This is a genomic window from Cupriavidus sp. PET2-C1 (genome assembly GCF_054515855.1).
The window spans coordinates 2,069,373-2,095,026 of the sequence record NZ_CM137260.1; the positions used below are offsets into that span (position 1 = coordinate 2,069,373).

21 protein-coding genes are annotated in these 25,654 nt (G+C 65.1%); 5 read left to right on the plus strand and 16 right to left on the minus strand.

The features are described from left to right. Nucleotide 1: 1 nt before the first annotated feature. The 4 genes from ACX12D_RS29330 to ACX12D_RS29345 all read right to left on the minus strand — a co-directional run bounded on the left by ACX12D_RS29330 (nucleotide 2) and on the right by ACX12D_RS29345 (nucleotide 3,185). Nucleotides 2-859, minus strand: a complete 858-nt coding sequence (locus ACX12D_RS29330; protein WP_459374562.1) for a hypothetical protein — start codon at nucleotides 857-859, stop codon at nucleotides 2-4. A 148-nt stretch (nucleotides 860-1,007) separates the two neighbouring features. Then, a complete protein-coding gene (locus tag ACX12D_RS29335; RefSeq protein ID WP_150986502.1) occupies nucleotides 1,008-2,165 on the minus strand; it encodes an acyl-CoA dehydrogenase family protein in 1,158 nt (385 codons plus the stop codon). 161 nt (nucleotides 2,166-2,326) lie between these two features. Further along, nucleotides 2,327-2,725, minus strand: coding sequence for a lysozyme inhibitor LprI family protein (locus ACX12D_RS29340; protein WP_459374563.1), 399 nt, complete (start codon nucleotides 2,723-2,725; stop codon nucleotides 2,327-2,329). 139 nt (nucleotides 2,726-2,864) lie between these two features. After that, complete coding sequence (locus tag ACX12D_RS29345) at nucleotides 2,865-3,185, minus strand: H-NS histone family protein (protein WP_441632766.1); 321 nt, start codon at nucleotides 3,183-3,185, stop codon at nucleotides 2,865-2,867. A gap of 1,359 nt (nucleotides 3,186-4,544) precedes the next feature. Between ACX12D_RS29345 and ACX12D_RS29350 the strand changes: the two genes are divergently transcribed. Together ACX12D_RS29350 and ACX12D_RS29355 are read left to right on the plus strand one after the other, a co-directional pair. Beyond that, nucleotides 4,545-5,495: a LysR family transcriptional regulator gene (locus ACX12D_RS29350; protein WP_441632762.1), complete on the plus strand. Its 951-nt coding sequence runs from the start codon at nucleotides 4,545-4,547 to the stop codon at nucleotides 5,493-5,495. A 102-nt stretch (nucleotides 5,496-5,597) separates the two neighbouring features. Next, the gene (locus ACX12D_RS29355) at nucleotides 5,598-6,071 is read left to right on the plus strand and encodes an aminoacyl-tRNA deacylase (protein WP_441632760.1); all 474 of its coding nucleotides are present in this window, start codon (nucleotides 5,598-5,600) and stop codon (nucleotides 6,069-6,071) included. 106 nt (nucleotides 6,072-6,177) lie between these two features. Here the strand turns inward: ACX12D_RS29355 and ACX12D_RS29360 are convergent. Next, nucleotides 6,178-7,337, minus strand: a protein-coding gene (locus ACX12D_RS29360; protein ID WP_459374564.1) for an IS3 family transposase whose coding sequence is annotated in 2 segments (ribosomal slippage) — nucleotides 6,178-7,070 and nucleotides 7,070-7,337 — 1,161 coding nt in all. Because the reading frame shifts where the segments join, the coding sequence is not laid out codon by codon here. 241 nt (nucleotides 7,338-7,578) lie between these two features. Between ACX12D_RS29360 and ACX12D_RS29365 the strand changes: the two genes are divergently transcribed. Continuing rightward, complete coding sequence (locus ACX12D_RS29365; RefSeq protein WP_459371562.1) at nucleotides 7,579-8,709, plus strand: IS110 family RNA-guided transposase; 1,131 nt, start codon at nucleotides 7,579-7,581, stop codon at nucleotides 8,707-8,709. Between the two features lie 494 nt (nucleotides 8,710-9,203). On the opposite strand, the gene ACX12D_RS29370 is transcribed toward ACX12D_RS29365, so the two are convergent. The 11 genes from ACX12D_RS29370 to ACX12D_RS29420 form a co-directional block, all read right to left on the minus strand. Then, on the minus strand, nucleotides 9,204-10,205 hold the full coding sequence (locus ACX12D_RS29370) for a Bug family tripartite tricarboxylate transporter substrate binding protein (RefSeq protein WP_459374565.1): 1,002 nt from the start codon (nucleotides 10,203-10,205) through the stop codon (nucleotides 9,204-9,206). Nucleotides 10,206-10,492: 287 nt separating this feature from the next. Continuing rightward, on the minus strand, nucleotides 10,493-11,746 hold the full coding sequence (locus ACX12D_RS29375; protein ID WP_459374566.1) for a Zn-dependent hydrolase: 1,254 nt from the start codon (nucleotides 11,744-11,746) through the stop codon (nucleotides 10,493-10,495). A 55-nt stretch (nucleotides 11,747-11,801) separates the two neighbouring features. Continuing rightward, nucleotides 11,802-12,875: a histone deacetylase family protein gene (locus tag ACX12D_RS29380; protein WP_459374567.1), complete on the minus strand. Its 1,074-nt coding sequence runs from the start codon at nucleotides 12,873-12,875 to the stop codon at nucleotides 11,802-11,804. Nucleotides 12,876-12,893: 18 nt separating this feature from the next. After that, entirely contained in the window at nucleotides 12,894-13,211 is a 318-nt protein-coding gene (locus tag ACX12D_RS29385) for a cupin domain-containing protein (RefSeq protein ID WP_043352811.1), read from the minus strand. A gap of 40 nt (nucleotides 13,212-13,251) precedes the next feature. Next, on the minus strand, nucleotides 13,252-14,718 hold the full coding sequence (locus tag ACX12D_RS29390) for an NAD-dependent succinate-semialdehyde dehydrogenase (protein ID WP_459374568.1): 1,467 nt from the start codon (nucleotides 14,716-14,718) through the stop codon (nucleotides 13,252-13,254). Between the two features lie 54 nt (nucleotides 14,719-14,772). Then, a complete protein-coding gene (locus tag ACX12D_RS29395; protein ID WP_459374569.1) occupies nucleotides 14,773-16,035 on the minus strand; it encodes a 4-aminobutyrate--2-oxoglutarate transaminase in 1,263 nt (420 codons plus the stop codon). A gap of 52 nt (nucleotides 16,036-16,087) precedes the next feature. Continuing rightward, complete coding sequence (locus ACX12D_RS29400) at nucleotides 16,088-17,725, minus strand: ABC transporter ATP-binding protein (protein WP_459374570.1); 1,638 nt, start codon at nucleotides 17,723-17,725, stop codon at nucleotides 16,088-16,090. A 19-nt stretch (nucleotides 17,726-17,744) separates the two neighbouring features. Next, nucleotides 17,745-18,584 (minus strand): ABC transporter permease, encoded by an 840-nt coding sequence (locus tag ACX12D_RS29405; RefSeq protein WP_150986491.1) that lies wholly within the window; start codon nucleotides 18,582-18,584, stop codon nucleotides 17,745-17,747. Then, entirely contained in the window at nucleotides 18,581-19,585 is a 1,005-nt protein-coding gene (locus ACX12D_RS29410) for an ABC transporter permease (RefSeq protein WP_459374571.1), read from the minus strand. The genes ACX12D_RS29405 and ACX12D_RS29410 overlap by 4 nt, the downstream gene beginning before the upstream one ends. A gap of 99 nt (nucleotides 19,586-19,684) precedes the next feature. Continuing rightward, nucleotides 19,685-21,247 carry an ABC transporter substrate-binding protein gene (locus tag ACX12D_RS29415; RefSeq protein WP_459376554.1) on the minus strand — a complete coding sequence of 521 codons (1,563 nt, stop codon included), beginning with the start codon at nucleotides 21,245-21,247 and terminating at the stop codon, nucleotides 19,685-19,687. Between the two features lie 119 nt (nucleotides 21,248-21,366). Beyond that, nucleotides 21,367-22,707 (minus strand): ArgE/DapE family deacylase, encoded by a 1,341-nt coding sequence (locus ACX12D_RS29420; protein ID WP_459374572.1) that lies wholly within the window; start codon nucleotides 22,705-22,707, stop codon nucleotides 21,367-21,369. Nucleotides 22,708-22,882: 175 nt separating this feature from the next. Between ACX12D_RS29420 and pdxR the strand changes: the two genes are divergently transcribed. Then, the gene (gene pdxR, locus ACX12D_RS29425; protein WP_459374573.1) at nucleotides 22,883-24,481 is read left to right on the plus strand and encodes a MocR-like pyridoxine biosynthesis transcription factor PdxR; all 1,599 of its coding nucleotides are present in this window, start codon (nucleotides 22,883-22,885) and stop codon (nucleotides 24,479-24,481) included. Nucleotides 24,482-24,543: 62 nt separating this feature from the next. Next, nucleotides 24,544-25,575 carry an alpha/beta fold hydrolase gene (locus tag ACX12D_RS29430; RefSeq protein ID WP_459374574.1) on the plus strand — a complete coding sequence of 344 codons (1,032 nt, stop codon included), beginning with the start codon at nucleotides 24,544-24,546 and terminating at the stop codon, nucleotides 25,573-25,575. The last annotated feature ends 79 nt before the right edge of the window (nucleotides 25,576-25,654 follow it).

The window sequence follows — 25,654 nt, forward strand, 5'->3', positions numbered from 1 at the left end:
GTCAGATGGGAAAGGCAGCGCGCTGGCGCGCGCCCGCCCGGCTTGCCACGTGCCTGGGGCCCACGGCCAGCTCGATGCCCACGCCATCGCCAAGCAACAGTGCCTGCGACGCCGTGCGCACGCTCGCGCCACCGCCGAGGTCATCGACCCGTAGCCCGAACGCCGTCTCGCTCGCCCACATGCCCAGCACAGCGCCATCGCGCTTGAGCGTCAGCACGGCCTTGTGCGAGGTATAGGACAGCCAGCGCCGCGCCACGTGATGCACCGGCAGGCAGAGGCGCTCGGCCAGCGCGTCCAGCACGTCGAGGTCCACCGCGCCGGGCAAGGCCAGGCGGCAGGCATTGAGCGGCATCAGCAGCCGGCTGGCAAGGGCATAGGCGAGCCCGCCGGCCGAGTCGTCGTCCGGCATGGCCATCAGCTCGGCATTGGTGCATTCCACGTAGTCCAGCTCGCTGCCGCACAGAAGCTGGCGGCCTAGCAGGTACGCAATCATGAAGCGCACATCCGGCGCTGCCAGGCTATCGCTATAGAGAATGGTCCAGGCGCCCGTGCCGGTGCGATACAGCGCGCCATCGAAGCTTTGCAGGCGGGTTGGCTGGACCGAGGAAACCGGATCGTCGCGGCCCAGCGCGCTGGCGGCATCGAGCGCCAGGCGGATGCAGTCGAGAGGCGTGTAGGCGGGCCGCGCGGCGCGGGCCATCAGCGCTTCGATGATCGGGTAGCAAGGCGCGGTGCTGTCCGGGCCCGCGTGGTCGTTGCCGGGCACCGCTTGCGAGGGTGCGCCGTCGAGGCGGCAAGGGGCACGCATGGACGGAAAACCGGCGTAGCGAACGGGAACCTTGAGAGCGGCAATAGCCATCGGGGCAGCCTCCGTTGAGACAACAGGACATTGCGTTGCGCGCGTCCATTGGCCGGGCCGATGCGCGCTGCCCACAAGTGGCACTAGTGCGGCACGGGCCCTCTCGCGGAGCCCGCCGGCCGTGCCGGCAGGCATCCGCGCCCTCCGATCAGTCGCGCAGCAGTTGCTTGGCGATGATCAGCTGCTGGATCTGCGTGGTGCCTTCATACAGGCGCAGCAGGCGCACGTCGCGATAGAAACGCTCTGCCTTGTACTCGGCGATATAACCGGCGCCGCCATGGATCTGCACGGCGCGGTCGGCCACGCGGCCCACCATCTCGGTGCAGAACATCTTGGTGCAGGAGGCCAGCATGCTGACTTCCGGATCGCTCTTGCCCGGCGTCTTGGCGTCGTAGCGCTGGGCGCAATCGCGCACCATCGACAAGCCGGCGTACAGCTCGGCCTGGCTATCGGCCAGCATGGCCTGGATCAGCTGGAAATCACCGATCGGCTGGCCGAACTGCTTGCGCTCCTTGGCGTAGGCCACGGCATCGGTAATCAGGCGGTGCGCCATGCCGCAGGCCAGCGCCGAGATGTGCAGGCGGCCGCGGTCGAGCACCTTCATGGCAGTCTTGAAGCCAACGCCGGGCACGCCACCGATGATGTTGGCCGCCGGCACGCGCACGTTTTCCAGCACCACGTCGCAGGTCTTGGTGCCGCGCTGGCCCATCTTCTTGTCCGGCTTGCCAAGCGAAATGCCCGGGGTGTTGGCCGGCACGATGAACGAGGAGATGCCCGAAGCGCCGGCACCGCCGGTGCGCGCCATCAGCGTGAAGGCGCCCGCGCGCGGTGCGTTGGTGATGAAGCGCTTGGTGCCGTTGATGATGTAGTGATCGCCGTCGAGCTCGGCCTTGGTCTGCAGCGAAGCCGCATCGGAGCCGGCATTGGGCTCGGTCAGCGCGAACGAGATCACCAGTTCGCCGCTGGCGATCTTCGGCAGGTATTCCTGCTTTTGCGCCTCGGTGCCGTCCATCAGGATGCCCTGCGAGCCGATGCCGACATTGGTGCCGAAGACCGAGCGGAAGGCAAAGGCTGTGTGGCCAAGGTCGTACACCACGTCGCATTCCTGCGACATCGACAGGCCGATGCCACCGTAGTTCTCAGGGATGGAAATCCCGAACAGGCCCATCTCCTTCATGTCGGCAACGATGTCCGCCGGCACATCGTCGGTTTCCTCGAGCGTGTCTTCCGCCGGCTTCAGGCGTTCGTCGATGAAACGCTGCACCGACGCGCGCAGCAGCGAAAAGGATTCTGCATCCAGGCTCATGGGGGATCTCCGGTCAAAGCAAGCAACGATGTGCCCAACATGGTACGCCGTCACCTGGTTTTGACAATCCCACAGGTCTTGAACAGAATGGACAATCCTTTTTGACAATCAGAGGAAGGGCACAAAGAGGCATATTCTTGAGTGCCGCTGCCTCCTGCTGGCTAACGCCCTGCCGCTTCGGCGGCGAAATCGCTAAGCTCCCGCGCCCGGTCCGCTGTCATCTGCATCAAGCAGGCGGACGCGTTGACACCGGCGATCGTGCCGCCATCGGGATCGGCCTGGAAGCTGCAATTGGCGTCCCGGAACTTCAGCCAAGCGCGCTGGGCGTCGAGCAATTTTGCTTTCCTGGCGGGCGGCAATGCCTGTTGAAGGCTTTTATAAGCGGCATTCAGCGATTTATCCTGCCGCGCCGTCTCCGCCGCGATGCAGTCGTGCATGCCGGCGGTAGTGACGTCCGGACGATCCATGCAGGCCCCGTATTGCTTTGACAACAACGTCTCATCCGCCTGCGCGGCAAAAGACGCGCAAAGCAGCAACGCGGAAAGCAGCGCTTTTTTCATATCGGGGCTGGGGGGGAATTTGGTGAGGGGCGCCATTGGCCTGGCGCAAGGCTCGGCCAATGGCTTACCGCAGTGCCCGCAAAGGGGAAACTAGCGCCGGCGGGGCCGGCGCCACTGCGTCAATGAGACAGCAATGCGATCAGGCTTCGGCGATCAGGAAGCGGGCACGGTTCTTACCCAGCCAACCCGGTGCGCGGCCACGGCCGGTCCAGGTGGCGCCAGTCTTGGGATCGCGATACTTCGCGGGCAGGCTGGACTTGGGCTTGGCCGCGGCGCCATTCGCGCTGGCAGCCGGGCGGCCCCGGCGGCGCTTCGGGGCGATGTCGTCGGCCGTCAGCTCATATTCCGCCATCAGGCCCTGGATCTGCGCAATAACGCCCGCCACTTCGCTGGCACGCATCTCGGCCAGCTTTGCTTCGAGCGCTTCCTTCTCTGCAATCAGCTGCTTGTAAGTTGCCATTTTGATTCTCCTGGAGCGGTGTTAATTCAATGATAGGGGAAAATTTGCTGGCATAGCCTACCACGTTTGATTAAAGAAAATCCAATCGCGTAAGAAGTTGATACAACCGACCAAATTTGCACAAGAATTGAAAACGCCGTGGACACGCCCAATGCGGGTGCGATTGGACGCCAGATCGTCCGCATTCCGGATCGCAATGCGGGTTCAGGTATTACCCTATATCCCGGTTTTCTCTGCCAGGCCATCGACGTCATTGGATCCCCCCATTGGATCCCCCCATTGGCATGCGTCCTAACAACGCATTCACCCGGCAGTGCGATGACGCAATAGAACCACATCCCGAAAGGTTCCTGAAAGGATATCTCCCCGCATGCATGGAAGCCGCAATTCCCGTTCTGCCACGAAAAATGTACAGACAATGTGATAAAAAAGCCTGTCAGAGCGCGCCCGGCTTTCCCGTAACTGCCCCCGAACCAGATAAACGCATAGGCCGAAAGCTAAGCAATATCCACTTTTTAGCGCAAGCTCGCATGCATCCACGCCTAGACGCGATCCTGACTTTGATGCCTGGCATTCAAGCCCCATCCCTCATTCAAAAACCGGAAATGGCAATCCGCTAGCGCAATGCAAGCCCCGGCGGACCAGCTCCGGCACGGCGTTTGATACGCTGCATTCGCGCTTGCGGAATCAAGTGTTAACTGTTCACCGTTCACCGTTCACTGTTCACTGTTCACTGTCATTCCAATAGGCGCCGCGCCGCATTGCACGGAAAGGCTTGTGGATTTCTCCTTTCCCGACGGACCGGGCCGGTGATACCGTGCAAAGCGCGCCATTCCAAAGAGCGCTGGCGACGCCAATATCGGGGGAAACGCTATGTCGCATAGTCCGGAGGCAATGGCTGAGACGCCGATAGCACCGCGCGAGTTCCGCCGCTTCGGCGACGGATTTCAGCGATCTCGATGTGCTTGCCGGTGGCCCGGTGGTGCGCCAGGTCGTTTGCGGCCACCGATGTGAGCGCCGAGCCTTGCTGGCGGCAGGCATCGCGCTGTACGCGCTGAAGCCATGGCAATCCGCTTGCCTCGCACTGGATAAAGCCGCTCTTACGAAAATCATCATCTCGACATAAGAGGACATCAGGGGGCATAAAGGGACGTGAGTGGAATGCCTCGGCGCGATCCTTTGCGCATTGACCATTGACGCAAACCCGTTGTCTTGGCTTGTCCGTCTTTAGTTGGCGTGCCGCCACCAGGAACGGCCAACATTGCTGGCTCACGCATTGGACGCGCGGCGGCTTGATAAACTGTTCGCCATGCCCGTCAACCCCAGCACGCTTTCACCCGGACAAGACCAAGCCACCAAATGGACCTGAACGCCTTACGCCTGTTCGTGGACATCGTCGACGCCGGCAACCTCTCGGCTGCCGCGCGCAAGCTCAAGATGACCCGCGCCAACGTGAGCTACCACCTGAAGGCGCTGGAAGAAGCGCTGGGCGTGCAGCTGCTGCGCCGGACCACCCGGCACGTCGAGCCCACGCCCGTGGGCGCCGGCCTCTATGAGCACGGGCGCAACATCCTCGGTGAAGTGGCGGCGGCCAACGCGCTGATCAACAGCATGGGCAAGAGCCTGCAAGGCCATGTGCGCTTGTCGGTGCCTACCGGGCTGGGGCACTCGATGCTCTCGCCGCTGCTGGTGAAGTTCAAGCACCGTTACCCCGACATCACCCTCGATGTGGTGTTCGACAACCGCATCCACAACCTGGTGTCCGAAGACGTGGAGGTGGCGCTGCGCATCATCTCCACGCCGCCGGACTCGGTGGTGGCGACCGAGATCGGCGCGGTCGAGTGGGTGGTGTGCGGGTCTCCCGGCTACCTGGCCACGCAGCCGCCCCTGCGCGACCTGGCCGATCTCAAGGACCACGCCATCGTCTGCGCCTCGCCCATCGGCCAGAAGCTCAAGGCCTTCGGCACGCGCGGCACCGGCAGCGACGCCGTGCGCGAGCAAGTGGCGCTGGAACCCACGCTGAGCTCGGAGAATTTCGCCTTCCTGAAGGACGGCGTGCTGGGCGACCTGGGCCTGGGCATCTTCCCGCTCTATGCCATCGGCGCGGAACTCGACGCGGGCACCCTGCTGCCCGTGCTGGCGGATTACCACATCAGCGTGTTCGGCAGCCGCCTCTATATGCTGACCATGCCCAACCGCTATCAGACCATGGCCACGCGCTACCTGCTGAACTTCCTCAAGACCGAGCTGCAGGCCCTGTGGCCACAACCGCGCCGGGTGCCCCCCATGGACGCGCACGACGAGGCATGACGCGCTACGCATGGCACCCCGGCGCCAGGGGCACCGTCTATAGTAGGAAGCGCAAGGGTCCGTCGCGGCCCTGAGCGCAACGTACAGCGAAGGAGACGCATCATGGCCTTGGCTACCACCCTGGCAAATTGCCTCAATAGCAGGAACAGCCGTTTCGACACCATCCGCCATCCCTACACCCTCAGCAGCATGGCCACTGCGGAGGCAGCGCACGTTCCCGGAGATCGCCTGGCCAAGACCCTGTTGCTGGAGGATGACATCGGCTACGTAGCCGCCGTGATCCCGTCCAGCCATCACCTGAACCTGGCAGCCATCTGCGCGCAATCCGGCCGCACGCTGGTGCTGGCCCACGAAGACGAGATCCGCGAAGTCTTCAAGGATTGCGACCTGGGCGCCATCCCGCCGGTAGCCATGGCCTACGGCATGCACACCTACCTCGACGAAGCCCTGCTGGCCCAGCCCGAAGTGTTCTTCGAAGCTGGCGATCACCAGCAACTCGTGCACATGAGCAGCGAACAGTTCGCGGACCTGATGGTCGGCGCCGAACACGGGCGCTTTTCACGCCACATGATGTAGCGGGCCAAAGCCGCCGAACGGGCCAAATCCGGGCCAAATCCGGGCCAAAGCTGCGCGCCATGACGACGGCTGTCTCTGTAGTGGTCAAGTTTTTTCAGACAGGTGTTTAGGTTGTCTGGTGCTTTAGCTTGTCCTCGTATTTCTGCGGCGACTCATAACCCAGCGTCGAGTGCAATCGCACCGGGTTGTAGAAGCCAACGATGTACTGCGTGATGTCGCGCCGGGCCTCGGCCCGGTCGACGTAGCGCTTCTGCCATACGCGCTCCATCTTCAGATTCAGGAAGAAGCGCTCCATGACAGCGTTGTCCCAGCAATCGCCCAAGCGGCTCATGCTGCAAACCAGTCCGTGGCGCGCCAGCAAGCCCTGATACTCCTCGCTGGCATACTGGCTGCCCCGATCCGAATGCACGATCAGCCCAGGTGCCGGATTGCGCTGCTGGATCGCCATCTTCAGCGCATTGACGATCAGCGAGGCCGGCATCGTCGGCGCCATCGCCCACCCCACCACCTTGCGCGAATACAAGTCCAGCACGACCGCCAGATACAACCAGCCTTCGACCGTGCGGATATACGTCATGTCCGACACCCATGCCTGATTGGGCTGCGCCGGCCTGAACTGCCGATTCAGCACGTTGGGCGCTACCGGGCGGTCATGCCGGCTGTTCGTGGTGGCTACGAACTTGCGCTGCCAGACCGGGCGCAGGCCCGCCTTGCGCATCAGCGCGCGCGCCCTGTAGCGACCGATCTTCACGCCCTGTGCGCTCACCGCCTGCGCCACTCGACGGCTGCCGTAGCTGCGCCCACTGCCCTCGAAGGCCGCTCGCACATGGACCTCCTGCCTGGCACGCGCCATGTCGCCTGGCCCCCTCTGCCGGTGTGCGTAATAGCCTGCACGGCTCACGCTCAACACCCGACAGGCTCGGCTGATCGAAACGGCCTCCTTCTGCAACGCGGTCACGACGCGATAAATCACTTCAGTTCCCGGGCGAAGAAGGCCGATGCCTTTTTTAGGATCAGGTTGTCCTCCTTCAGGCGGCGGTTTTCCTCTTCTAGCTGCCGGATCCGCAGCTGCTCGGGCGTGAGCGGCTTGCCAGTGCCCTGGCCGCCAGCCAGCTCCAAGTCATACTGGGCGAGCCAGCGCCTGAGCGCCGTCTCGCCAATCCCCATCGTGTGGCATACCTCGGTAACCGAAAGGGCCTGCTCCCGGACCATTCGGACCACTTCCAGCTTGAAGCTGGCATCAAAATTACGGCGTCGCTTTGTCATTTGCTTTCCTCGTCGATCGTGATTTTCCACCTATCGACCTGTCTGAGGAAATTAGACCACTACACTCTCCCTCTCCCCTCAGGGGGAGAGGGCCGGGGAGAGGGGTGGCTTAGTCAATATGACTCCCCTGGGGGCAAGAGGGCTGGCCCGCCGCGAGGAATCAAACGCGGGTTAGCATGACTGCCAGAGCCGCATGGTGTGGACAGTGCCACACCCGGCGATTTCCAGCGCGGAGGCCAGCATGGAACACGATAGCACTTTGTACGTGGGTCTTGACGTCCATAAGGACTCGATCACGGTCGCCTACGCACTCGGCGTGGGCGAGGTCGAACTGCTTGGCAAGATCGGTACCTCGAAGGCCGATATCGATCGCCTGTGCAAGCGCCTGCAGTCTAAAGCGAGCCGGATCCACATCGTCTACGAGGCAGGCCCTTGCGGCTATGGCCTTTACCGGCAGCTTGCAGGGAAGGGATTCGAGTGCATGGTGTGCGCGCCGTCGCTGATCCCGAAGAAACCCGGCGAGCGCGTCAAGACCGATCGGCGCGATGCGGTCAAGCTCGTGCGATCGCTGCGCGCCGGTGACCTCTCCGCCGTGTACGTGCCCAGCGTGGAGGACGAAGCATTCCGGGATCTGTCACGCGCGTGGGTCAGCGCCAAGGACGATCTGAAGCGCGCCCGCCAACGGCTGAAGGCCTTTCTGCTTTCACATGGGGTGCGCTACAGCGGCAGAGCCGACTGGGGACCGGCGCACCAGCGCTGGATCAGTACCTTTGCGTTCGACACCGTGTGGCAGCAACTTGCCTTTGACGAATATCGACGTGCCATCGAGGATCGGCTCGCGCAATGCAGCCGTCTCGAAGCGGCCTTGCGCGAGGCAGTGGTCAACTGGCGCTTCTATCCGGCCGTACTGGGCTTGCAGGCCATGCGTGGCGTGCAGTTCACCACGGCGGTGGGCATGCTCGCCGAATTGGGCGATCTCTCGCGCTTTGTCCATCCGCGCCAACTGATGGCCTGGCTCGGCGTGACGCCCGCAGAACACTCATCGGGGGGGAAACGGCGCCAAGGCAGCATCACCAAGAACGGCAATAGCTATGCAAGAAAGCTGCTAATCGAAGCCGCCTGGAGTTACCGGCACCCGGCACGTGTGAGCCCCGAGATTCAGCGCCGGCACGAAGGCATCCCGAAGGCCATCGTTGACCGGTCCTGGGACGCCCAGGTTCGACTGTGCCGGCGCTATCGGAGACTTGCCGCGCGCGGCAAGAACCCGAACATTGCGGTGGTTGCGGTGGCCCGCGAACTGAGCGGGTTCATCTGGGACATCAGCCGGCTCGCCATGTCGCTTGCCATACCGAACGCGGCGCAGACAACGTAACCCAGCGCCAAGGTATCAACCTATCTGCCACCTACTGTGGAGCCAGTTTCCTGAAGGGCGACGTAGCCCGGCACACGAGCAACCCGCGACCTAGCTAGGCAACGGATTTCATCCGACTTGCGGCCTTAGATGGCGGCAGGCTCATTGGGCGGACCTCTGTAATGCGGTAACCAACCCGCGGATATCAGCGTGATCCACCGTCGAGACTTACTGCTACGTCGCCCTCCAGGAAATTGGGGAACACCATGCAACTGTGAAACTGAATCAAACCAATCTCAATTGACACGGGGAGTCATATCAGCTAGGAGCCACTTGAAGCGAAGCCGTGGTTTTTTCCAGCACGACGGCGTAACGAGCGCCCGCCCTCTCCCCCAGCCCCTCTCCCGCACGCGGGAGAGGGGAGCACGACAACGCAGATCCGGCTTCGTCGACAAACCGAAGCACCCGATTCGCCGGGTGCTTTTTTTTGCCTCGCGCTGACAGCCCTACTGGCCTTACTGCAGGCTGATCCCCGACTGCTTGACCAGCTTCTCCGTGCGCGGGATTTCCGCGCCTACCATGGCGTTGAAATCGGCCACCGAACCGCCGCGCGGCTCCGCGCCGGTTGCGGCGAGCTTCTCGCGAAAACCTTGGTCCTTGAGCAGCTTGTTGATCGAGACATTCAACTTGGCTACCACCTCGGCCGGCGTGCCTTTCGGCGCGACAATCCCGTACCAGGGCGCGATATCGAAGCCCGGATAGCCCTGCTCGGCAATCGTGGGAATATCCGGCGCCATCGGCGAGCGCCTGGCATTGGAGACGCCCAGCGCGCGCAGCTTGCCCGCCTTCACATACGGCAACCCCGTCATGATGGTGTCGAAGTACATCGACACCTGCCCGGACAGCAAAGCGGGAATCGCTTCGCCCGCGCCTTTGTACGGCACATGGACGATATCGATGCCGGCCAGCGCCTTGAGCATCTCGCCTGCCATATGCGACGTGGTGCCCGCACCGAACGACGCATAGGTCAGCTTGCCCGGATTGGCCTTGGCGTAAGCGATCATTTCCGGCAGCGTCTTGAAGGGCAGGCCCGGGCTGGCCAGCAGGATGTTCGGCGTGATGGCCACCACCGCGACCTTCTCGAAGGCGTCCGGATCGTAGCTGAGCTTCTTGTAGAGGAAGCGGTTGGTCACCATGGAAGCAGGTCCCGACATCAGCAAGGTGTAGCCGTCTCCAGGCGCGCGCGCGGCTGCCTCGCTGCCGATCATGGCCGCGGCGCCTGGCCGGTTTTCCACAACGAAGGTCTGGCCGTACTCGCGGCCCAGGCCGATGCCGAGCTGGCGCGTGATGAGATCCGTAGCGGAGCCTGCCTGGAACGGCACAACGATGCGCACGGGCTGGGTGGGCCAGTCGTGCGTGGCTTGCGCCGATGCAGGCGAAGTGGCAACCAGGCCGGTGGTCAGCATGGCCGCCAGCGCGATGGCGCCGGTGCGGTATTGGGGCAAACGGAAGGACATGGGATTCCTTGCTTCTGGAAGTGAAGAAGAGAAGAAGTGAACCGTCGTGGTGGCAGCGACGGGCGATGCGCTTGAATTGCAAGTGCTGTGCCATCTGGCCCGCGACGGAATCCGGGCGCGCGCGGACGCGACGGGGCCGCCCCCGCCGCTACCGTGGTGTTGGGCTGGCTGGCGCACCGCGATGGTTAGCGGCGCTTCGCGCCGCGGTGCATCCTGCCTGCGCGGCGCACTGGTTTGGACTGACCCGGGCCGGCGCGAGAGCTGTCGCCGATCGGGTGCTCAGGCGCTCACGCGCTCACGCCACCTGCCTGTGCCACCATCGCGCCCAGCAGCACATTGGCGCCGGCTTCCAGGTGCTCGGGCTTGGCGTCTTCCACTTCGTTGTGGCTGATGCCGTCCTTGCAAGGGACAAAGATCATGGCGGTGGGGGCCACCGTGGCGATGTACACCGCGTCATGTCCGGCGCCGGTGACGATGTCCTGGTGTGTGTAGCCTAGCGCCGCCGCCTGCTGGCGCACGTGGCTCACCAGTTCCGGCGCGAACGGCGTGGGCGGGAAATACTGCACGTCTTCGATCCGCACGCCGAGCGGGTTGCCGGTGGTCTTGCCTTGCGCGAGCGCGTCGCAGGCCGCGCGCAGGCGGGCATCCATCTCGGCCAACTTGCCGGCGTCCTGGTGGCGCAGGTCCACCGTGAACGTCACCGTGCCGGGAATCACATTGCGCGAGGCCGGATGGACATCGAGCACGCCGACCGTGCCGCGCCCGTGCGGCGCGAAATCGTGCGCAATGCGCACCACCTCCTGCAGGATGAATGACGCGCCATACAGCGCATCCCGGCGCAGCGGCATCGGTGTGGGGCCGGCATGGGCCTCCATGCCGGTCACGGTCACGTCGTACCAGCGCAGGCCTAGCGAGCCGGTCACCACGCCGATCACGTTGTCGGCCTCCTCCAGCACCGGGCCCTGCTCGATATGCGCCTCGAAATACGCGCCAATCTCGCGGCCGCCCACTTCGGCGCTGCCGGCGTAGCCGATGGCACGCAGTTCATCGTCCACGCGCTTGCCGTCGGTGTCGGTCGCATCGAGCGCGGTCTGCAGCGGGAAGATGCCGGCGAACACCCCCGAGCCCATCATCACCGGCACGAAGCGCGTGCCTTCCTCGTTGGTCCAGATTGCCAGTTCCAGCGGCGCCTCGGTCTGCACGCCCTGCTCATTCAGGGTACGCATGACTTCCAGCCCGGCCAGCACGCCAAAGCAGCCGTCGAACTTGCCGCCCGTGGGCTGCGTATCGATATGGCTGCCGGTCATCACGGGCGGCAGGCTGTCGTTGCGCCCCGCACGGCGGCCGAAAATATTGCCGACCTTGTCAACCGTGACGGTAAGGCCGGCGTCGCGCATCCAGCCCGTGACCAGGTCGCGCCCCTGGCCATCGAGCGCGGTAAGCGCCAGGCGCGCATTGCCGCCGCGCGGCGTGGCGCCGATGCGCGCCAATGCCATCAACGACTGCCACAGGCGGTCGCCATCGATCTTCAGTGTCGTCATGTCGGCTCTCCTTGTTCAAGCGGAATCGGGTAGCGCAAGGGTTGCGGCACGTGGCTCAGGCCATGGCGGGCACGAGGCCCGACAAGAAGGAATCGAGCGCCGGACCGATGGCCTCGACCTCATAGCCGCCTTCCTGCACCACCACGGTGGGCACGCCGAGCGCATTGACGCGCTCGCCAATGCCGCGATAGGCATCCAGCCCCACGCGCAGCACGCTGATGGGATCGTGGATGTAGGTGTCGAAGCCCAGTGCCAGCACCAGCGCCTGCGGACGGTAGTCGCGCAGGGCGTCGAGCGCGTTGTCGAGCGCGCCGAGGAAGCCGGCGTCCTCGGTGCCGTGCGGCAACGGAAAGTTCAGGTTGTAGCCGTAGCCCGCGCCATAGCCGCGCTCAACGGCATAGCCGGTATAGAAGGGGTAGTACGCGCTCGGGTCGGCGTGCAGGGAGATCGTCATCACGTCGGAGCGCTGGTAGAAAATCTGCTGCGTGCCATCGCCATGGTGTGCGTCCACGTCGAGCACCGCCACCTTGTCGAAGCGCTTGAGCAAGGTCTCGGCGGCGATGGCTGAGTTGTTGACGTAGCAAAAGCCCACCGCGCGGTCGCTGTGCGCATGGTGGCCGGACGGGCGTGACAGCGAGTAAGCGATGCCTTGCCGGTCCTGCTGCTCGCACACGTACTGCGCGGCCGCCACGGCGCTGTGCGCGGAGCGCAGGATGGAGCGCCAGCTCTGCGGCCCGAGCGGCGCGCTCAGGTCGCCAAGGTAATAGCCGGCCTGGGCAATGATGGAATCCGTCGGGCATGGCACGCGGCGCGGCTGGTCCACGCGGCCGTTGTAGTAGGGCGAAAGATTAGGCAGCACTTCGATGCCCGGCTCGAACCCGGGCCGCGCCAGCGCCATCCAGCGCTCGTACGCATAGCCAAGAAAATCCAGATACGCCGGGCTATGCACGGCCTCCAGCGGCGCGCGGCCAAAGTCGGCCGGCTCAGCCAGCGTGATGCCGCGTCCGGCCAGCGCGCGTTGCAGCGCGTGGGCCCGGGCCGGCACGTCGGTGGGTTCGCACAGGCGGCCCGCACGCATGAACTGGCGGGGCTGGTGCAGCAGTTGGTCATCCGAGAAGAAGGCGCGCATGATTTCTTTTGGTGAGACTCACGGTTTCCCGGCTGCGGGAGGCGGCGCAACTGGCTTGATCTCGATTTCCACGAACACGCATTCGCCTTCGTGCGCGTTGATCACGTTGTGCTCGACGCCCGCGCCGCGGTAGTAGGCTTGGCCCGCCACGAGCTGGCTGACGACTTCGCCGGCCGGCGTCTCCAGCCGCAGCGCGCCGGTGGTCATCGGCACCACCACGTAGTCGTAGCCGTGGCGGTGATGCCCGGTCTGCGCGCCCGGCGCAAAGCGCCACTCGGTGACGACCACGCGATCATTGTCGACCTGCACGGTGGGTACGGCCTGGGGTCTGCTCATGGCGGTTTCTCCTGAAAACGCGTTGCGTTGGACTGAGGGCTTAGCGGTCCACGCCGCCCATGCAGAGGTACTTGACCTCCAGGTATTCCTCGATGCCGTACGAGGAACCTTCGCGGCCCAGGCCGGATTGCTTGACGCCACCGAAAGGCGCCACCTCGTTGGAGATCAGGCCGGTATTGATGCCCACCATGCCGTACTCCAGCGCCTCGGCCACGCGCCAGATGCGGCCGATGTCGCGGCTGAAGAAGTACGAGGCCAGGCCGAACTCGGTATCGTTGGCCATGTTGACCACTTCCTCGTCGCTGGTGAAGCGGAACAGCGGCGCGAGCGGGCCGAAGGTTTCCTGCTTCGCCACCACCATGTCCGGCGTGACGCCGGCCAGCACGGTGGGCTCGAAGAACGTGCCGCCCAGGCTGTGGCGCTTGCCGCCCGTGAGTACGCGCGCGCCTTTGCCCAGTGCATCGGCAATGTGCTGCTCCACCTTGGCGACCGCGTCTTCATTGATCAGCGGGCCTTGCAGCACGCCGGGTTCCAGGCCGTGGCCGACCTTGAGCTTGTTCACCGCGGCGACCAGCTTTTCGGCAAAGGCGTCGTACACCTTGTCATGCACGTAGAGGCGGTTGGCGCAGACGCAGGTCTGGCCGGCGTTGCGGTACTTGGAGGCCATGGCCCCTTCTACGGCGGCGTCCAGGTCCGCGTCGTCGAACACGATGAAGGGCGCGTTGCCGCCGAGTTCCAGCGACAGCTTCTTGATGGTGGGCGCCGACTGGCGCATCAGGATGCGGCCGACTTCCGTGGAGCCGGTAAAGCTGAGCTTGCGCACCACCGGGCTGCCGGTCAGCTCGCCGCCGATCTCGATCGAGCTGGCGGCATCGCCCGTGACCACGCTCAGCAGGCCGGCGGGCAGGCCAGCGCGCTCGGCCAGCAGCGCCAGCGCGAGCGCCGACAGCGGTGTGTCTTCAGCCGGCTTGAGCACCATGGCGCAACCCGCCGCCAGCGCCGGGCCGGCCTTGCGCGTGATCATGGCCAGCGGGAAGTTCCACGGCGTGATGGCCGCGCACACGCCAACCGGTTCCTTGACCACCAGCAGGCGCTTGTCGGACGCGGGCGTGGCCAGCACGTCGCCGTGGACGCGCTTGGCTTCCTCGGCGAACCATTCCAGGAAGGAGGCAGCGTAGACGGCTTCCCCGCGCGCCTCGGCCAGCGGCTTGCCTTGCTCGGTGGTCATCAGCACGGCCAGGTCGTCGGCATTGGCCAGCATCAGGTCGTACCAGGCGCGCAGCACCTGGGCGCGCTCGCGGGCCGTCTTGCGGCGCCATGCGGCCTGCGCCACGCGGGCCGCCTCGATGGCGCGGGTGGTTTCCGCCGCGCCCATCAGCGGCACAGTGCCGATCAGCGAACCGTCGGCGGGGTTGGTCACGGGGAAGGTGGCGCCGCTGTCGGCGTTCTGCCACTGGCCGCCGATAAGCGCTTGCGAGCGTAGCAGGGTGGGGTCTTTGAGTTGCATGATCGTTCTGACTCTCTGTCCGTTCGTGGATTTATTCGCGGATGGATTCGCGGCTCAGCGCGTAAGCACATCGGCCAGGATATCCAGCCCTTCGTTCATCACCGCATCGGAAATCGTCAGCGGGAACAGGAAGCGGATCACATTGCCGTACACGCCGCACGACAGCAGCAGCAAGCCTTGCTCCAGCGCGCGGTTCTGCACCTCGCGCGTGAACTCCGCGTCCGGCGCGCCGTCGGCGCGGCGGAACTCCACCGCCACCATCGCGCCCAGGCCGCGGATCTCGGCGATCTGCGGCACGCGCGCTTTGAGGGTCTCCAGCCGCTCGACCAGGCGCTGGCCGAGTGCCGCGCCACGCGGGATCAACTGCTCGCCTTCCAGCACGTCCAGCACCGCCAGGGCGGACGCCACGGCCAGCGGATTGCCGGCATAGGTACCGCCCAGGCCACCGGGCGCGGGAGCATCCATCACTTCGGCACGGCCGCACACCGCCGACAGCGGCATGCCGCCGGCCAGGCTCTTGGCCATGGTGGTGAGGTCGGGCGCCACGTCGTAGTGCTCCATGGCGAAGAGCTTGCCGGTACGGCCGAAGCCGGTCTGCACTTCATCGGCAACAAGCAGGATGCCGTGCTCGTCGCAGATCGCGCGCAGCGCCTTGACGAAGGCCGGCGGCGCCACGTTGAAGCCACCCTCGCCCTGCACCGGCTCGAAGATGATGGCGGCCACGCGCTTGGGATCCACGTCGGCCTTGAACAGGTGCTCCATCGCCTTGAGCGAGTCCTCCACCGACACGCCATGCAGCGCGCACGGGTACGGCGCGTGGAAGACCTCGCCGGGGAACGGGCCAAAGCCCACCTTGTACGGCACCACCTTGCCGGTCAGTGCCATGCCCATCATGGTGCGGCCGTGGAAACCGCCGGAGAAGGCGATCACGCCCGGGCGGCCGGTCGCGGCGCGGGCGATCTTGATGGCGTTCTCCACAGCCTCGGCGCCGGTGGTGAAGAACGCCGTCTTCTTGGCCGAGCGGCCCGGCGCGCGCTGGTTGATCCGCTCGGCCAGCTCGATATAGCTGGCGTACGGCACGATCTGGTAGGCGGTGTGCGTGAAGCGCTCAAGCTGGCGTTGTATGGCTTCGACCAGGCGCGGGTGGCGGTGGCCGGTGTTGAGCACGGCGATACCGGCGGCGAAATCGATATAGCGCTTGCCTTCCACATCCCAGATCTCCGAATTCTCGGCGCGCTCGGCGTAGAAGTTGCACATCACGCCAACGCCACGGGGCGTGGCGGCATCCTTGCGGCGAACCAGTTCGGCGTTCTTCATCTGTTGCTCCATCGTTGATATCGGTTGTGCTGTCGGGGTTGTGCTGTTGGGCTCAGGCGGCGGCGCGGATCAGGGCCGGGTCCCACTCCTTGCCGGGAATCGCGGCGATCAGCCGCTGGGTGTAGGCATGCTGCGGCGCGTCGAAGATCTGGTCGGGCGGGCCGGACTCCACCACGCGGCCCTTGTGCATCACGATCACGTGGTGGCAGATCTGGGCGGCCACGCGCAGGTCGTGGGTGATAAAGATCAGGCCGATGTTCAGCCGCTTTTGCAGGTCGCTCAGCAGTTGCAATACCTGCGCCTGCACCGAGACATCCAGCGCGGAGACGGATTCATCGGCCACCAGCAACTTGGGATCCAGCGCCAGCGCGCGCGCAATGCCGATGCGCTGGCGCTGCCCGCCGGAGAACTGGTTGGGATAGCGGTCGAACGCGGAAGGCTCCAGGCCCACCAGCTGCAGCAGCTCTCGCCCGCGCGCCTGGGCCTGCGCCAGCGGCACGCCATTGGCCACGGGGCCATCCGTGATGATGCGGCCCACCGTATGGCGCGGGTTCAGCGAGGCGAACGGATCCTGGAAGATCATCTGCACATCGCTGCGCAGCGGGCGGAACTGGCGCTCCGTCAGCCGGGCGATGTCCTGGCCGTCGAACAGCAGCTCGCCGCCGTCGATGTCGGTCAGCTTCAGCAGGCATTTGCCGATGGTGGACTTGCCCGAGCCGGATTCGCCAACGATGCCGAGCGTTTGCCCACGCCGCACGCTGAAGCTCACGCCATCCACGGCGTTGACCACGCGCTTCTTGCTGAACAGGCCGCCGCCGGAGGAATACGTCTTGCGCAGGTCGCGCACTTCCAGCACGGTCTCTGCCGCCTGCTGGTCGCGCGCCTTGGCGCGCCCGTGCGGCACGGCGCTGATCAGCCGGCGGGTATAGGGATGCTGCGGATGGTTGAGCACCTGCTGCACCGGGCCCACCTCCACCAGCACGCCCTTCTCCATCACCGCGACGCGATCGGCGATTTCCGCCACCACGCCGAAATCGTGCGTGACGAACATCACGCCCATGCCCTTGTCCGCCTGGATGCGCTTGATCAACGCCAGGATCTGGGCCTGCGTGGTCACGTCCAGGGCAGTGGTCGGCTCGTCGGCGATCAGCAAAGCCGGCTCCAGCGCGAGCGCCATGGCGATCACCACGCGCTGGCGCTGCCCGCCGGACAGGCGGAACGGATAGCTGTGGATCAGCGTGGCCGGATCGGGCAGGCCGACGAACTCCAGCAGTTCCAGCACGCGCTTGGTCCGCGCCTCGCCGGGGTAGGCGTCGTGCACGCGCATGACCTCGGCAATCTGGTCACCCACCGTCATCACGGGGTTGAGCGCCGACAGCGGCTCCTGGAACACCATGGCCATGGCCTTGCCGCGCATGGACAGCAAGGTCTGCTCATCCTGCGTGAGCAAGTCCTTGCCCTGGAACAGGATCTGGCCACCCTGCGGCTTCAGGTACGGCGGCAGCAGGCCCATGATGGCGTTGGCGCTCATCGACTTGCCCGAGCCGGATTCTCCGACGATGCAGAGAATCTCGCCGGCGTGCAGGTCGTAGCTGACATCCCTCACCGCGTGCGCACGGTCACCGCCCGCAGGCAGCGCAATGGTGAGGTCGCGCACGGATAGCAGCGGTAGCTTGTCTTGTGCTTGCATGGTGGCGTCTTCCTTGTCGTTACTCGCCACGGCGGCGCAGTTGCGGGTTCATGGCGTCGTTCAGGCCTTCGCCGATCAGATTGATGGACAGCACCGTCAGCAGGATGGCCACGCCGGGCCACACGCTCATCCACCAGGCTTCGCGGATCATGGTGCGGGCCGCGCCGATCATGAAGCCCCAGCTCATCATGTTGCGGTCGCCCAGGCCCAGGAAGGACAACGCGGATTCCGTCAGGATTGCCGTGGCCACCATGAAGGAGGCCGACACGATGATGGGCGACATGGCGTTGGGCAGGATCTGCGTGAGGATGATGCGCAGCGGTTTCTGCCCGATCACCACCGCAGCCTGCACGAACTCGCGCTGCTTGAGCGTGAGGAACTCGCCGCGCACCAGACGCGCCACCGGCGGCCAGGACACCACCGAGATGGCCGCCACGATGGAGTAGATGGTGGGATTGAAGATCGCCACGATCACCACCGCCATCGCCAGTTGCGGGATGGTCTGGAAGAACTCGGTAAAACGCATCAGCGCGTCGTCGATGCGTCCGCCGCAGTAGCCGGCCACCGACCCGATCAGGATGCCGAACACCAGCGCCACGCCGGTGGAGATCACGCCCACCAGCAGCGAGACGCGCGCGCCGTACAGCATGCCAGCGGTGATGTCGCGCCCGAGCATGTCGGTGCCAAAGGGAAACGCCGCGTCGGCAAACGGACGCACCAGCGGATCGCCCACCATCAGCCAGGGCGACTCCTCGTACAGCACCGGCGCCAGCAGCGCCACGGCGACCACCAGCAGCAGCACGACCAGGCCGATCACGGCGCCGTAGTTGCGGCAATAACGTTGTGCGAAGGCTTTCATGCCGTGGCTCCCTTGCCGCCCACCGAGATGCGGGGGTCGATGAAGCGGTAGACGATATCGGTCACCAGGTTGAAGAACACCACCAGCGCCGAGGTGACAAAGAAGATGCCGAGCAGCAGCTGGTAGTCGCGTTGCAGCAGGGCGTCGAACATCAGCCGGCCAATGCCCGGCCAGGAGAAGACGGTTTCGGTCAGCACCGCGCCGCCGGCCATCTGGCCGAGCTGGATGCCGGCAAAGGTAATGACTGGCAGCAGCGCGTTGCGCAGCACATGCACGCGGATCACGCGGCCAGCGGGCACGCCCTTGGCGCGCGCGGTCTTGACGAAGTCCATGCCCATCACTTCCAGCATCGAGGCGCGGGTCAGGCGCACGTACACCGCCATGAAGAAGCAGCCGAGCGAGATGGTGGGCAGGATCATGTGCAGCGCCACATCCTGGATGCGCGCCAGCCCGGTATAGCCCGCGCCAATGGTTTCCATGCCAAACGCCGGCAGCCAGCCCAGCACCACCGAGAACAGGATGATGGCCATCAGCGAAAGCCAGAACAGCGGCGTGGCGTACAACAGCAGCGCCGCGGACATCACCGCGCTGTCGATCCAGCGCCGCTTGTTCTCATAGCGCGTGCGCGCCGAGATCACGCCGAGGAACACGCCAAGCACGATGGAAAAGACAAAGGCACCGCTCATCAGCACGATGGTGGCGGGCAGCCGGTCCAGGATCAGGTCGAGCACCGGCAGGTGATTGCGATAGGAGTAGCCAAGATCGAGCTTGGCCACGCCCTTGAGGTAGATGCCAAGCTGCGTGAGCACCGGCTGGTCCAGCCCGAACTGCTGACGCAACTGGCCAACGAAGGCAGCATCGCCCGCGCCGGCCTCACCCGCCAGCACGGTGGCGGGGTCGCCAGGCGCCATGCGGATCAGGAAGAAATTGATGATGACCACGCCGAGGACGACCACGAGGGCCTTCCACAGTCGGGATAGCAGGAAAGAGAGAAAATTCACGGCATGCTCCACGCGCGCGCCGGGCGGATGGCCCGGCGCGTGAACCTACTGGCTACTTGTTACCTGGGTAGCGGCGTACTCCGGCGTACTCCGGCGTACTCAGTTCTTCTCGATGGAAACGTTGTCGAACGACTCGTTCAGGCCGATGGCGGTGGTCACGAGGTTCTTCACGTTCTTGCGGTACAGCGTGGGGAACTCCAGCTCGAACAGGTTGCCCGCGGCCACTTCCGTCATCAGGATCTTCTGCACCTGGCTATAGAGCTTCTGACGCTCGGCCGGGTCCATGGTGACGCTGGCCTTGGCCCAGAGGTCATCGGCCTGCGGATTGCTGTAGCCCTGCACATTGGCGAACGGCGTGCCCTTGACGATGTTCTTGGTCACGTAGAGACGTTCCACGCCCAGCGCCGGATCGCCGTACTGGTAGGTGTAGGTGGCAGTCAGGTCGAAGTCCCAGTTGCTGACGCGGGCGGACCAGGTGCCGGCATCGGCGGACTCGATGCTGACCTTGAAGCCAAGCTGTTCCAGCATCTGCTTCATGTACTCGTCAAGCCGGTCCCAGTTTGCGCCATAGGATGACGACAGGATCTTGACCGGGTACTGGCCCACGTTGACGCCGGACTCCTTGATCAGCTCGCGCGCCTTCTTCAGGTTGAAGTCATAGACCGGCGTGCTCTTGTCGAAGAACAGCGTGGCGGAGGCGAACGGGCTGACTGCCGGCTTGCCCATGCCGAAGAAAATGTTGTCCACGATCATCTTGCGGTTGAGCGCGTGCATCACCGCCTCGCGTACCTTGACGTTGTTGAACGGCGGCTTGCGCATGTTCATCAACAGGTTCGACATCGGCGAGAACAGCTCCCAGCCCTTGGTGGTGTACTCCACATTGGGCAACGCGCGCAGGCGCTTCACGTCCACGTTGTCCACGTCGCCGCCGCGCAGCACCTGCACGTCGCCCTTCTCGAAGGCCACCGCGCGCGAGGCCGAGTCCGGGATCACGTAGAACACCAGTTCATCCAGGTAGGGCTTGCCCTTCTTCCAGTAGTTGGGGTTCTTGGCCAGCTTGATATAGGCGCCCTTCTTCCATTCCTTGAACATGAAGGGGCCGGTGCCGACAGGCTTCTGGTTGGCCGGGTTGTTGCGGTAATCCGTGCCGTCGTAGATGTGCTTGGGCATCATCGGCATGGTGCCGGTCTCGAACATCGAGATAAACGGCGGAAACGCTTCCTTGAGCTTGATCTCGACCGTGCTGTCATTCACGGCGCGGATCGATTCCATGTACTTGTTCAGCACGGCGCGCGTACGCACATGCACTTCGCGCAGCATCTTGTCGATCGAGAACACCACGTCGGCGGACGTGAAGGGCTTGCCGTCATGCCACTTCACGCCACTCTGCAGCTCGAACGTGTAGGTCAGGCCATCGGGCGAGATCTTCCACGACTTGGCGAGTTCCGGGTGCGGCTTCAGGTCCGGGCCGTAGGTCAGCAGGCCCTGGTAGATCTTGCCGGCGACATATTGCGTGGGCGCCTGCGAGTTCATCGCGCTGATCAGGATCGGCGGCTCGGGTTGCACGATGCCGGACAAGGTACCGCCAGCGGTCTGCGCAACCGCGCTGCCCGCTGGCAATAGTGCCGGTGCCAGGGCCAGGCCGGCGGTTGCCAGCGCCATCGACACCAGGCTTTTGCCAAAGCTCTTTTTCAGGTGTTGGGTGAGGTGTTTCATCGGTCAGTTTCCTGTGGTGGTGATCGTGATCTGCGGATACGCGAAGGCGATTTGCTGCGTGGACTTCAAGCGCTGACCGGCTCTACGCCGCACCAGTCGTGCATGAACTGCGCGAGCGTGGTCGCAACGCGCACCATGCTCTGGATGGAAACCGACTCGTCGATGCCATGGATGTTGCGGGCCTGCGGGCCGTAGCAGGTCACCGGCGTTTCCAGCATCAGGCGGAAGTGCCGCGCGTCGGTGGTGGCGGTGGCGGCTTCGCGCCGCACCGCTTCGCCATTGACCTTGCGGTGGGCTTCGCCAAGCGCCTGCATGCTGGGCACATCGAGATCGAACTCGCAGCCCGGGGCGTGGAAGCCTTCGTAGCGGAGTTGGAGCGTGAGGTTGCTGGCCAGGCGCTCCAGCGTGCCGCGCACGCAGGCTTCGACGCGCGCCTTGGCATCGGTCACGCTCATGGTCGGGTAAAAGCCGATGCGAATGCCGAGCGTGCAGGTGCAGGGCACCGACGAGTTCCATTCGCCGCCCTGGATCTGGCCGAGGTTGAAGTTGATCGGGTGCGCGTGGTCGCGATAGACGGTGGGGCGGTTCTGCGGCAGGTTCCACTCGGCCTCGAGCTTGCGCAGGTCGGCCATCACCGCGATGCCGGCCTCCACCGGGTTCACGCCGGTGGTCATGTAGGCGGCATGCGCCGGGCGGCCGGTGAGTTCGACGAACATCCAGAACACGCCCATCTGCGCGCTCATCAGGCTCTCGCCCAGCGGCTCGGGAATGACAACGGTGTCGAACGAGGCCAGCTTGCCGGCGCCCACCGCGCTGGCGAGCGCGGCCACGGTAGCCAGCGCGCCGTTCCCGGTGTTCTCCTCTTCGAGCACGGCGTTGAAGCCGACCGCGCCAGCGGGCTGCACGCCGAGATCCTTCAGCGCCTTATAGGCGGCAAGCGTGCAGATGATGCCGGCCTTCATGTCGCCCGCGCCGCGGCCAAACAGCCAGCCGTCCTCGACAAACGGCGCATAGGGCGACTGGCGCCACATCGACTCCGGGCCGGTGGGCACCACGTCCAGATGGCCGTTGAACAGCACGGAGCGGCCGCCCTTCGTCGCCGGGCGATGCGTGGCCAGCAGGTTGTAGCGGCCGCCGTCCGGACAGCATGGCGGCGAGAACAGCGGCAGGTCCTTCAACGTCTCGCTGCGCAGGTAGATGCGCTCCGGCTCCAGGCCCAGCTCGCGCAGCGCGCCCTCCATGAACGCCACGGCCGGCTGTTCCTGCCCGGAAGGGCTGGGCGCCGCCACGAACTCCGACAGCGTACGGACCATGTAGGGCTCGAGCGCGCGCACGGCGGCGGCGATGGCATCGGTGGAAAGCGCGGGCGTAGCGGGCGTAGCGGGCATAGCGGTGGGACGTTGCATAAGTGGCTCCACTGGCTGTCCGGGGCGCGTGGTTGGAACGTGCCCTGAGGGGTCGAATCGGCCTGATCGGCAAAACGCCGTTAAAAAAACGACGATCGAAACAAGATGTGTCGAAACTTAGCCGATCATTGGTACCATACATAGATCCATATTTTTCTTTTCACGCGGGGCCACTTTGAAAGAGACGATTTTGTCGGAGCTGCTGCTGCAGCGTCTGGAGCGGCCCGCGGATGGTGCGGCGGATAAAAACGGCGCGCATATGAACCGCCAGCTCTACGAGATCATTCGGCAGGAAATCCTTGCTGGTTCTTTGGTTGCGGGTAGCAAGCTGCCTGCGTCGCGCCTGCTTGCGAAGGAGATAGGGGTTTCCCGCAATACCGTGCTTTATGCATTTGAGCAGTTGCTGGCGGAGGGCTATGTCACCGCGGCTAGCGGAAGTGGCACCTTCGTGTCGCAGAGTTTTCCCGACCATAGTGCATTGCACAACGCTAGGGCGCAAAGTGGCACCATGCCGGTGCTCGCGGCGCAGCAAAATCCGAACCGCTTCGCGCTTTCGCGGCGCGGGCAGCATCTGGTGTCGCATTCCGGTGCGTCGGATCGCCAATGGGGTGCGTTCGTCTCCGGCGTACCCGATGTTTCGTTGTTTCCGCACGCGGTCTGGGCACGGTTGCTGAACAAGCATTGGCGCGCCCCCAAGCCCGAGCTTCTGACGTATGCGCACAACGGTGGCTACCTGCCGCTGCGCCGCGTGATGGCCGAGCACCTGCGGCTGGTGCGCTCGGTGCGCTGCGAGCCGGAGCAGATCATCCTGACCACCGGCATCCACCAGGCCATCGACCTCATCGCGCGGCTGCTGGGCGATGTCGGCGACAAGGCCTGGATGGAAGACCCCGGCTACTGGGGCACGCGCAGCCTGCTCAACAGCGCCGGCATCGAGACCATCCCCGTGCCGGTGGATAGCGAAGGCCTTGCCCCGGATGCGGCCACGCTGCAGAACCCGCCGCGTTTTATCTTTGCCACGCCGTCACACCAATATCCGCTGGGCATGGTGATGAGCTTGTCGCGCCGGCGCATGCTGCTGGAATATGCGCGCCAGCGCGGCGCGTGGATCGTGGAGGACGACTACGACAGCGAATTCCGCTTCGAGGGCCGCCCGCTTGCCTCGCTGCAGGGGCTGGATGAGCACGACCGCGTGATCTACATGGGCACGTTTTCCAAGACGCTGTTCCCCGGCCTGCGCATGGGCTTCATGGTGCTGCCCAAGCCGCTGGCGCCGCATTTCGCAACAGGGCTGTCGGAGCTGTTCCGCGAGGGGCAGCTGGTGCAGCAGGCGGTGCTGGCCGACTTTATCGAGGAGGGGCACTACGCCACGCATATCCGCCGCATGCGGCAGCGCTACGCGCAACGCCAGGGGCTGCTGCGCGAGGCCATCGCCACGCGCCTGGGCGCGGACTGGCCCACCTCCACGCATGAAGCCGGGCTGCACATGGTGATCCACCTGCCGCCGGGCGCCGACGACCTCGGCATCAGCATGGCGGCGCGTACGCAGGGCTTGTCGACGCGGCCGCTGTCGCGCTATTTCGCGGACCCCGCGCGGGCGACCAACCAGGGCTTGCTGCTGGGGTATGCCTGCGTGCCGGACGACGAGATCGCGCCGGCTTTCCACAAACTGGCGGAGGTGATCGAACCCGCGCTGGAGCATCTGGCGCGCACGCAGGCGCCACGCCGCGCGCCGGTGGCGGGGATCAACCGGGAGGCCTGGAGCGGTGCTTGAGCTCGAGTGTGTTGATGCGAGTGCGGGCACAATAGCCGCCAACCCTACCTGGAGCTGCTGACATGACCGTCAACAAAGACTACGCGCTGTTCGATGCGGGCACCGTGACGCTGCAATCCGGCCAGGCCTTCCCCGGCATGCAGCTCGCCTACAAGACCTTCGGCACGCTGAACGCCCGCAAGGACAACGTGATTGTCTACCCGACCTCGTTCAGCGCGCAGCACTACGACACCCAATGGCTGGTCGCGCCGGGCGGCGTGCTGGACCCGGAACGCTACTTCGTCATCATCCCGAACCTGTTTGGCAACGGCCTGTCGGCGTCGCCGTCGAATGCCGCGGCACGGTTCGCGCCGGGCGCCTACCCCTGCGTTACCTACCACGACGCCGTGGCGGTGCAGCGCAGGCTGCTGCAGGAGGTGTTCGGCATCGAGAAGATCGCCCTGGTGTACGGCTGGTCGATGGGCGGCATGCAGGCCTACCACTGGGGCGCCTGCCATGCGGACATGGTCGAGCGGATCGCCGTGGTCTGCGGCAGCGCGCGATGCTCCCCGTTCAACCAGGTGTTCCTCGAAGGCATCAGGGCCGCGCTCACTGCCGATCCGGCATTCAAGGACGGCCGCTTCACCGAGCCGCCGCGCGCGGGGTACCGCGCCATGGGCCGCGTGTACGCCGGCTGGGCGCTGTCGCATGCGTTCTACCGCGACGAGCTGTGGCGGCAATCGGGCTTTGCCTCGCTGGAGGATTTCCTGGCGAAGACCTGGGACGTCAATTTCTCGCGCCGCGACGCCAACGACCTGCTGGCGCAACTGTGGACGTGGCAGCACGGCGATATCAGCCGCTGCGACGCTTTCGGCGGGGACCTGGACCGCGCGCTGGCGGCGATCAGGGCGCACGTGCTGCTGATGCCCGGCCAGACCGATGCTTACTTCCAGGCCCAGGACAACGCGGCGGAAATCGGCAAGCTCACCGGAGCCCGCACTGCCACGCTGCAGCCGATTCCCTCGGACTACGGGCACCGGGCCGGGAACCCGCACAACATCCCGGCCGATCGCGCCTTCCTGACCCAGGCGATCTCGGCGTTCCTGGCGGGCTGAGCCCCATTGCGGTGATGGTGCCATCGTCGCCGGCCCGATTGGCCCTTAACGCTGTGCCCATCCTCCCATAGCATTAGCT

Excerpts from the sequence above, each read along its gene's own strand:
- ACX12D_RS29330 (WP_459374562.1), bottom strand. The coding sequence starts at position 859 with ATGGCTATTGCCGCTCTCAAGGTTCCCGTTCGCTACGCCGGTTTTCCG.
- ACX12D_RS29335 (WP_150986502.1), bottom strand. The coding sequence starts at position 2,165 with ATGAGCCTGGATGCAGAATCCTTTTCGCTGCTGCGCGCGTCGGTGCAG.
- ACX12D_RS29340 (WP_459374563.1), bottom strand. The coding sequence starts at position 2,725 with ATGAAAAAAGCGCTGCTTTCCGCGTTGCTGCTTTGCGCGTCTTTTGCC.
- ACX12D_RS29345 (WP_441632766.1), bottom strand. The coding sequence starts at position 3,185 with ATGGCAACTTACAAGCAGCTGATTGCAGAGAAGGAAGCGCTCGAAGCA.
- ACX12D_RS29350 (WP_441632762.1), top strand. The coding sequence starts at position 4,545 with ATGGACCTGAACGCCTTACGCCTGTTCGTGGACATCGTCGACGCCGGC.
- ACX12D_RS29355 (WP_441632760.1), top strand. The coding sequence starts at position 5,598 with ATGGCCTTGGCTACCACCCTGGCAAATTGCCTCAATAGCAGGAACAGC.
- ACX12D_RS29365 (WP_459371562.1), top strand. The coding sequence starts at position 7,579 with ATGGAACACGATAGCACTTTGTACGTGGGTCTTGACGTCCATAAGGAC.
- ACX12D_RS29370 (WP_459374565.1), bottom strand. The coding sequence starts at position 10,205 with ATGTCCTTCCGTTTGCCCCAATACCGCACCGGCGCCATCGCGCTGGCG.
- ACX12D_RS29375 (WP_459374566.1), bottom strand. The coding sequence starts at position 11,746 with ATGACGACACTGAAGATCGATGGCGACCGCCTGTGGCAGTCGTTGATG.
- ACX12D_RS29380 (WP_459374567.1), bottom strand. The coding sequence starts at position 12,875 with ATGCGCGCCTTCTTCTCGGATGACCAACTGCTGCACCAGCCCCGCCAG.
- ACX12D_RS29385 (WP_043352811.1), bottom strand. The coding sequence starts at position 13,211 with ATGAGCAGACCCCAGGCCGTACCCACCGTGCAGGTCGACAATGATCGC.
- ACX12D_RS29390 (WP_459374568.1), bottom strand. The coding sequence starts at position 14,718 with ATGCAACTCAAAGACCCCACCCTGCTACGCTCGCAAGCGCTTATCGGC.
- ACX12D_RS29395 (WP_459374569.1), bottom strand. The coding sequence starts at position 16,035 with ATGAAGAACGCCGAACTGGTTCGCCGCAAGGATGCCGCCACGCCCCGT.
- ACX12D_RS29400 (WP_459374570.1), bottom strand. The coding sequence starts at position 17,725 with ATGCAAGCACAAGACAAGCTACCGCTGCTATCCGTGCGCGACCTCACC.
- ACX12D_RS29405 (WP_150986491.1), bottom strand. The coding sequence starts at position 18,584 with ATGAAAGCCTTCGCACAACGTTATTGCCGCAACTACGGCGCCGTGATC.
- ACX12D_RS29415 (WP_459376554.1), bottom strand. The coding sequence starts at position 21,247 with ATGGCGCTGGCAACCGCCGGCCTGGCCCTGGCACCGGCACTATTGCCA.
- ACX12D_RS29420 (WP_459374572.1), bottom strand. The coding sequence starts at position 22,707 with ATGCAACGTCCCACCGCTATGCCCGCTACGCCCGCTACGCCCGCGCTT.
- ACX12D_RS29430 (WP_459374574.1), top strand. The coding sequence starts at position 24,544 with ATGACCGTCAACAAAGACTACGCGCTGTTCGATGCGGGCACCGTGACG.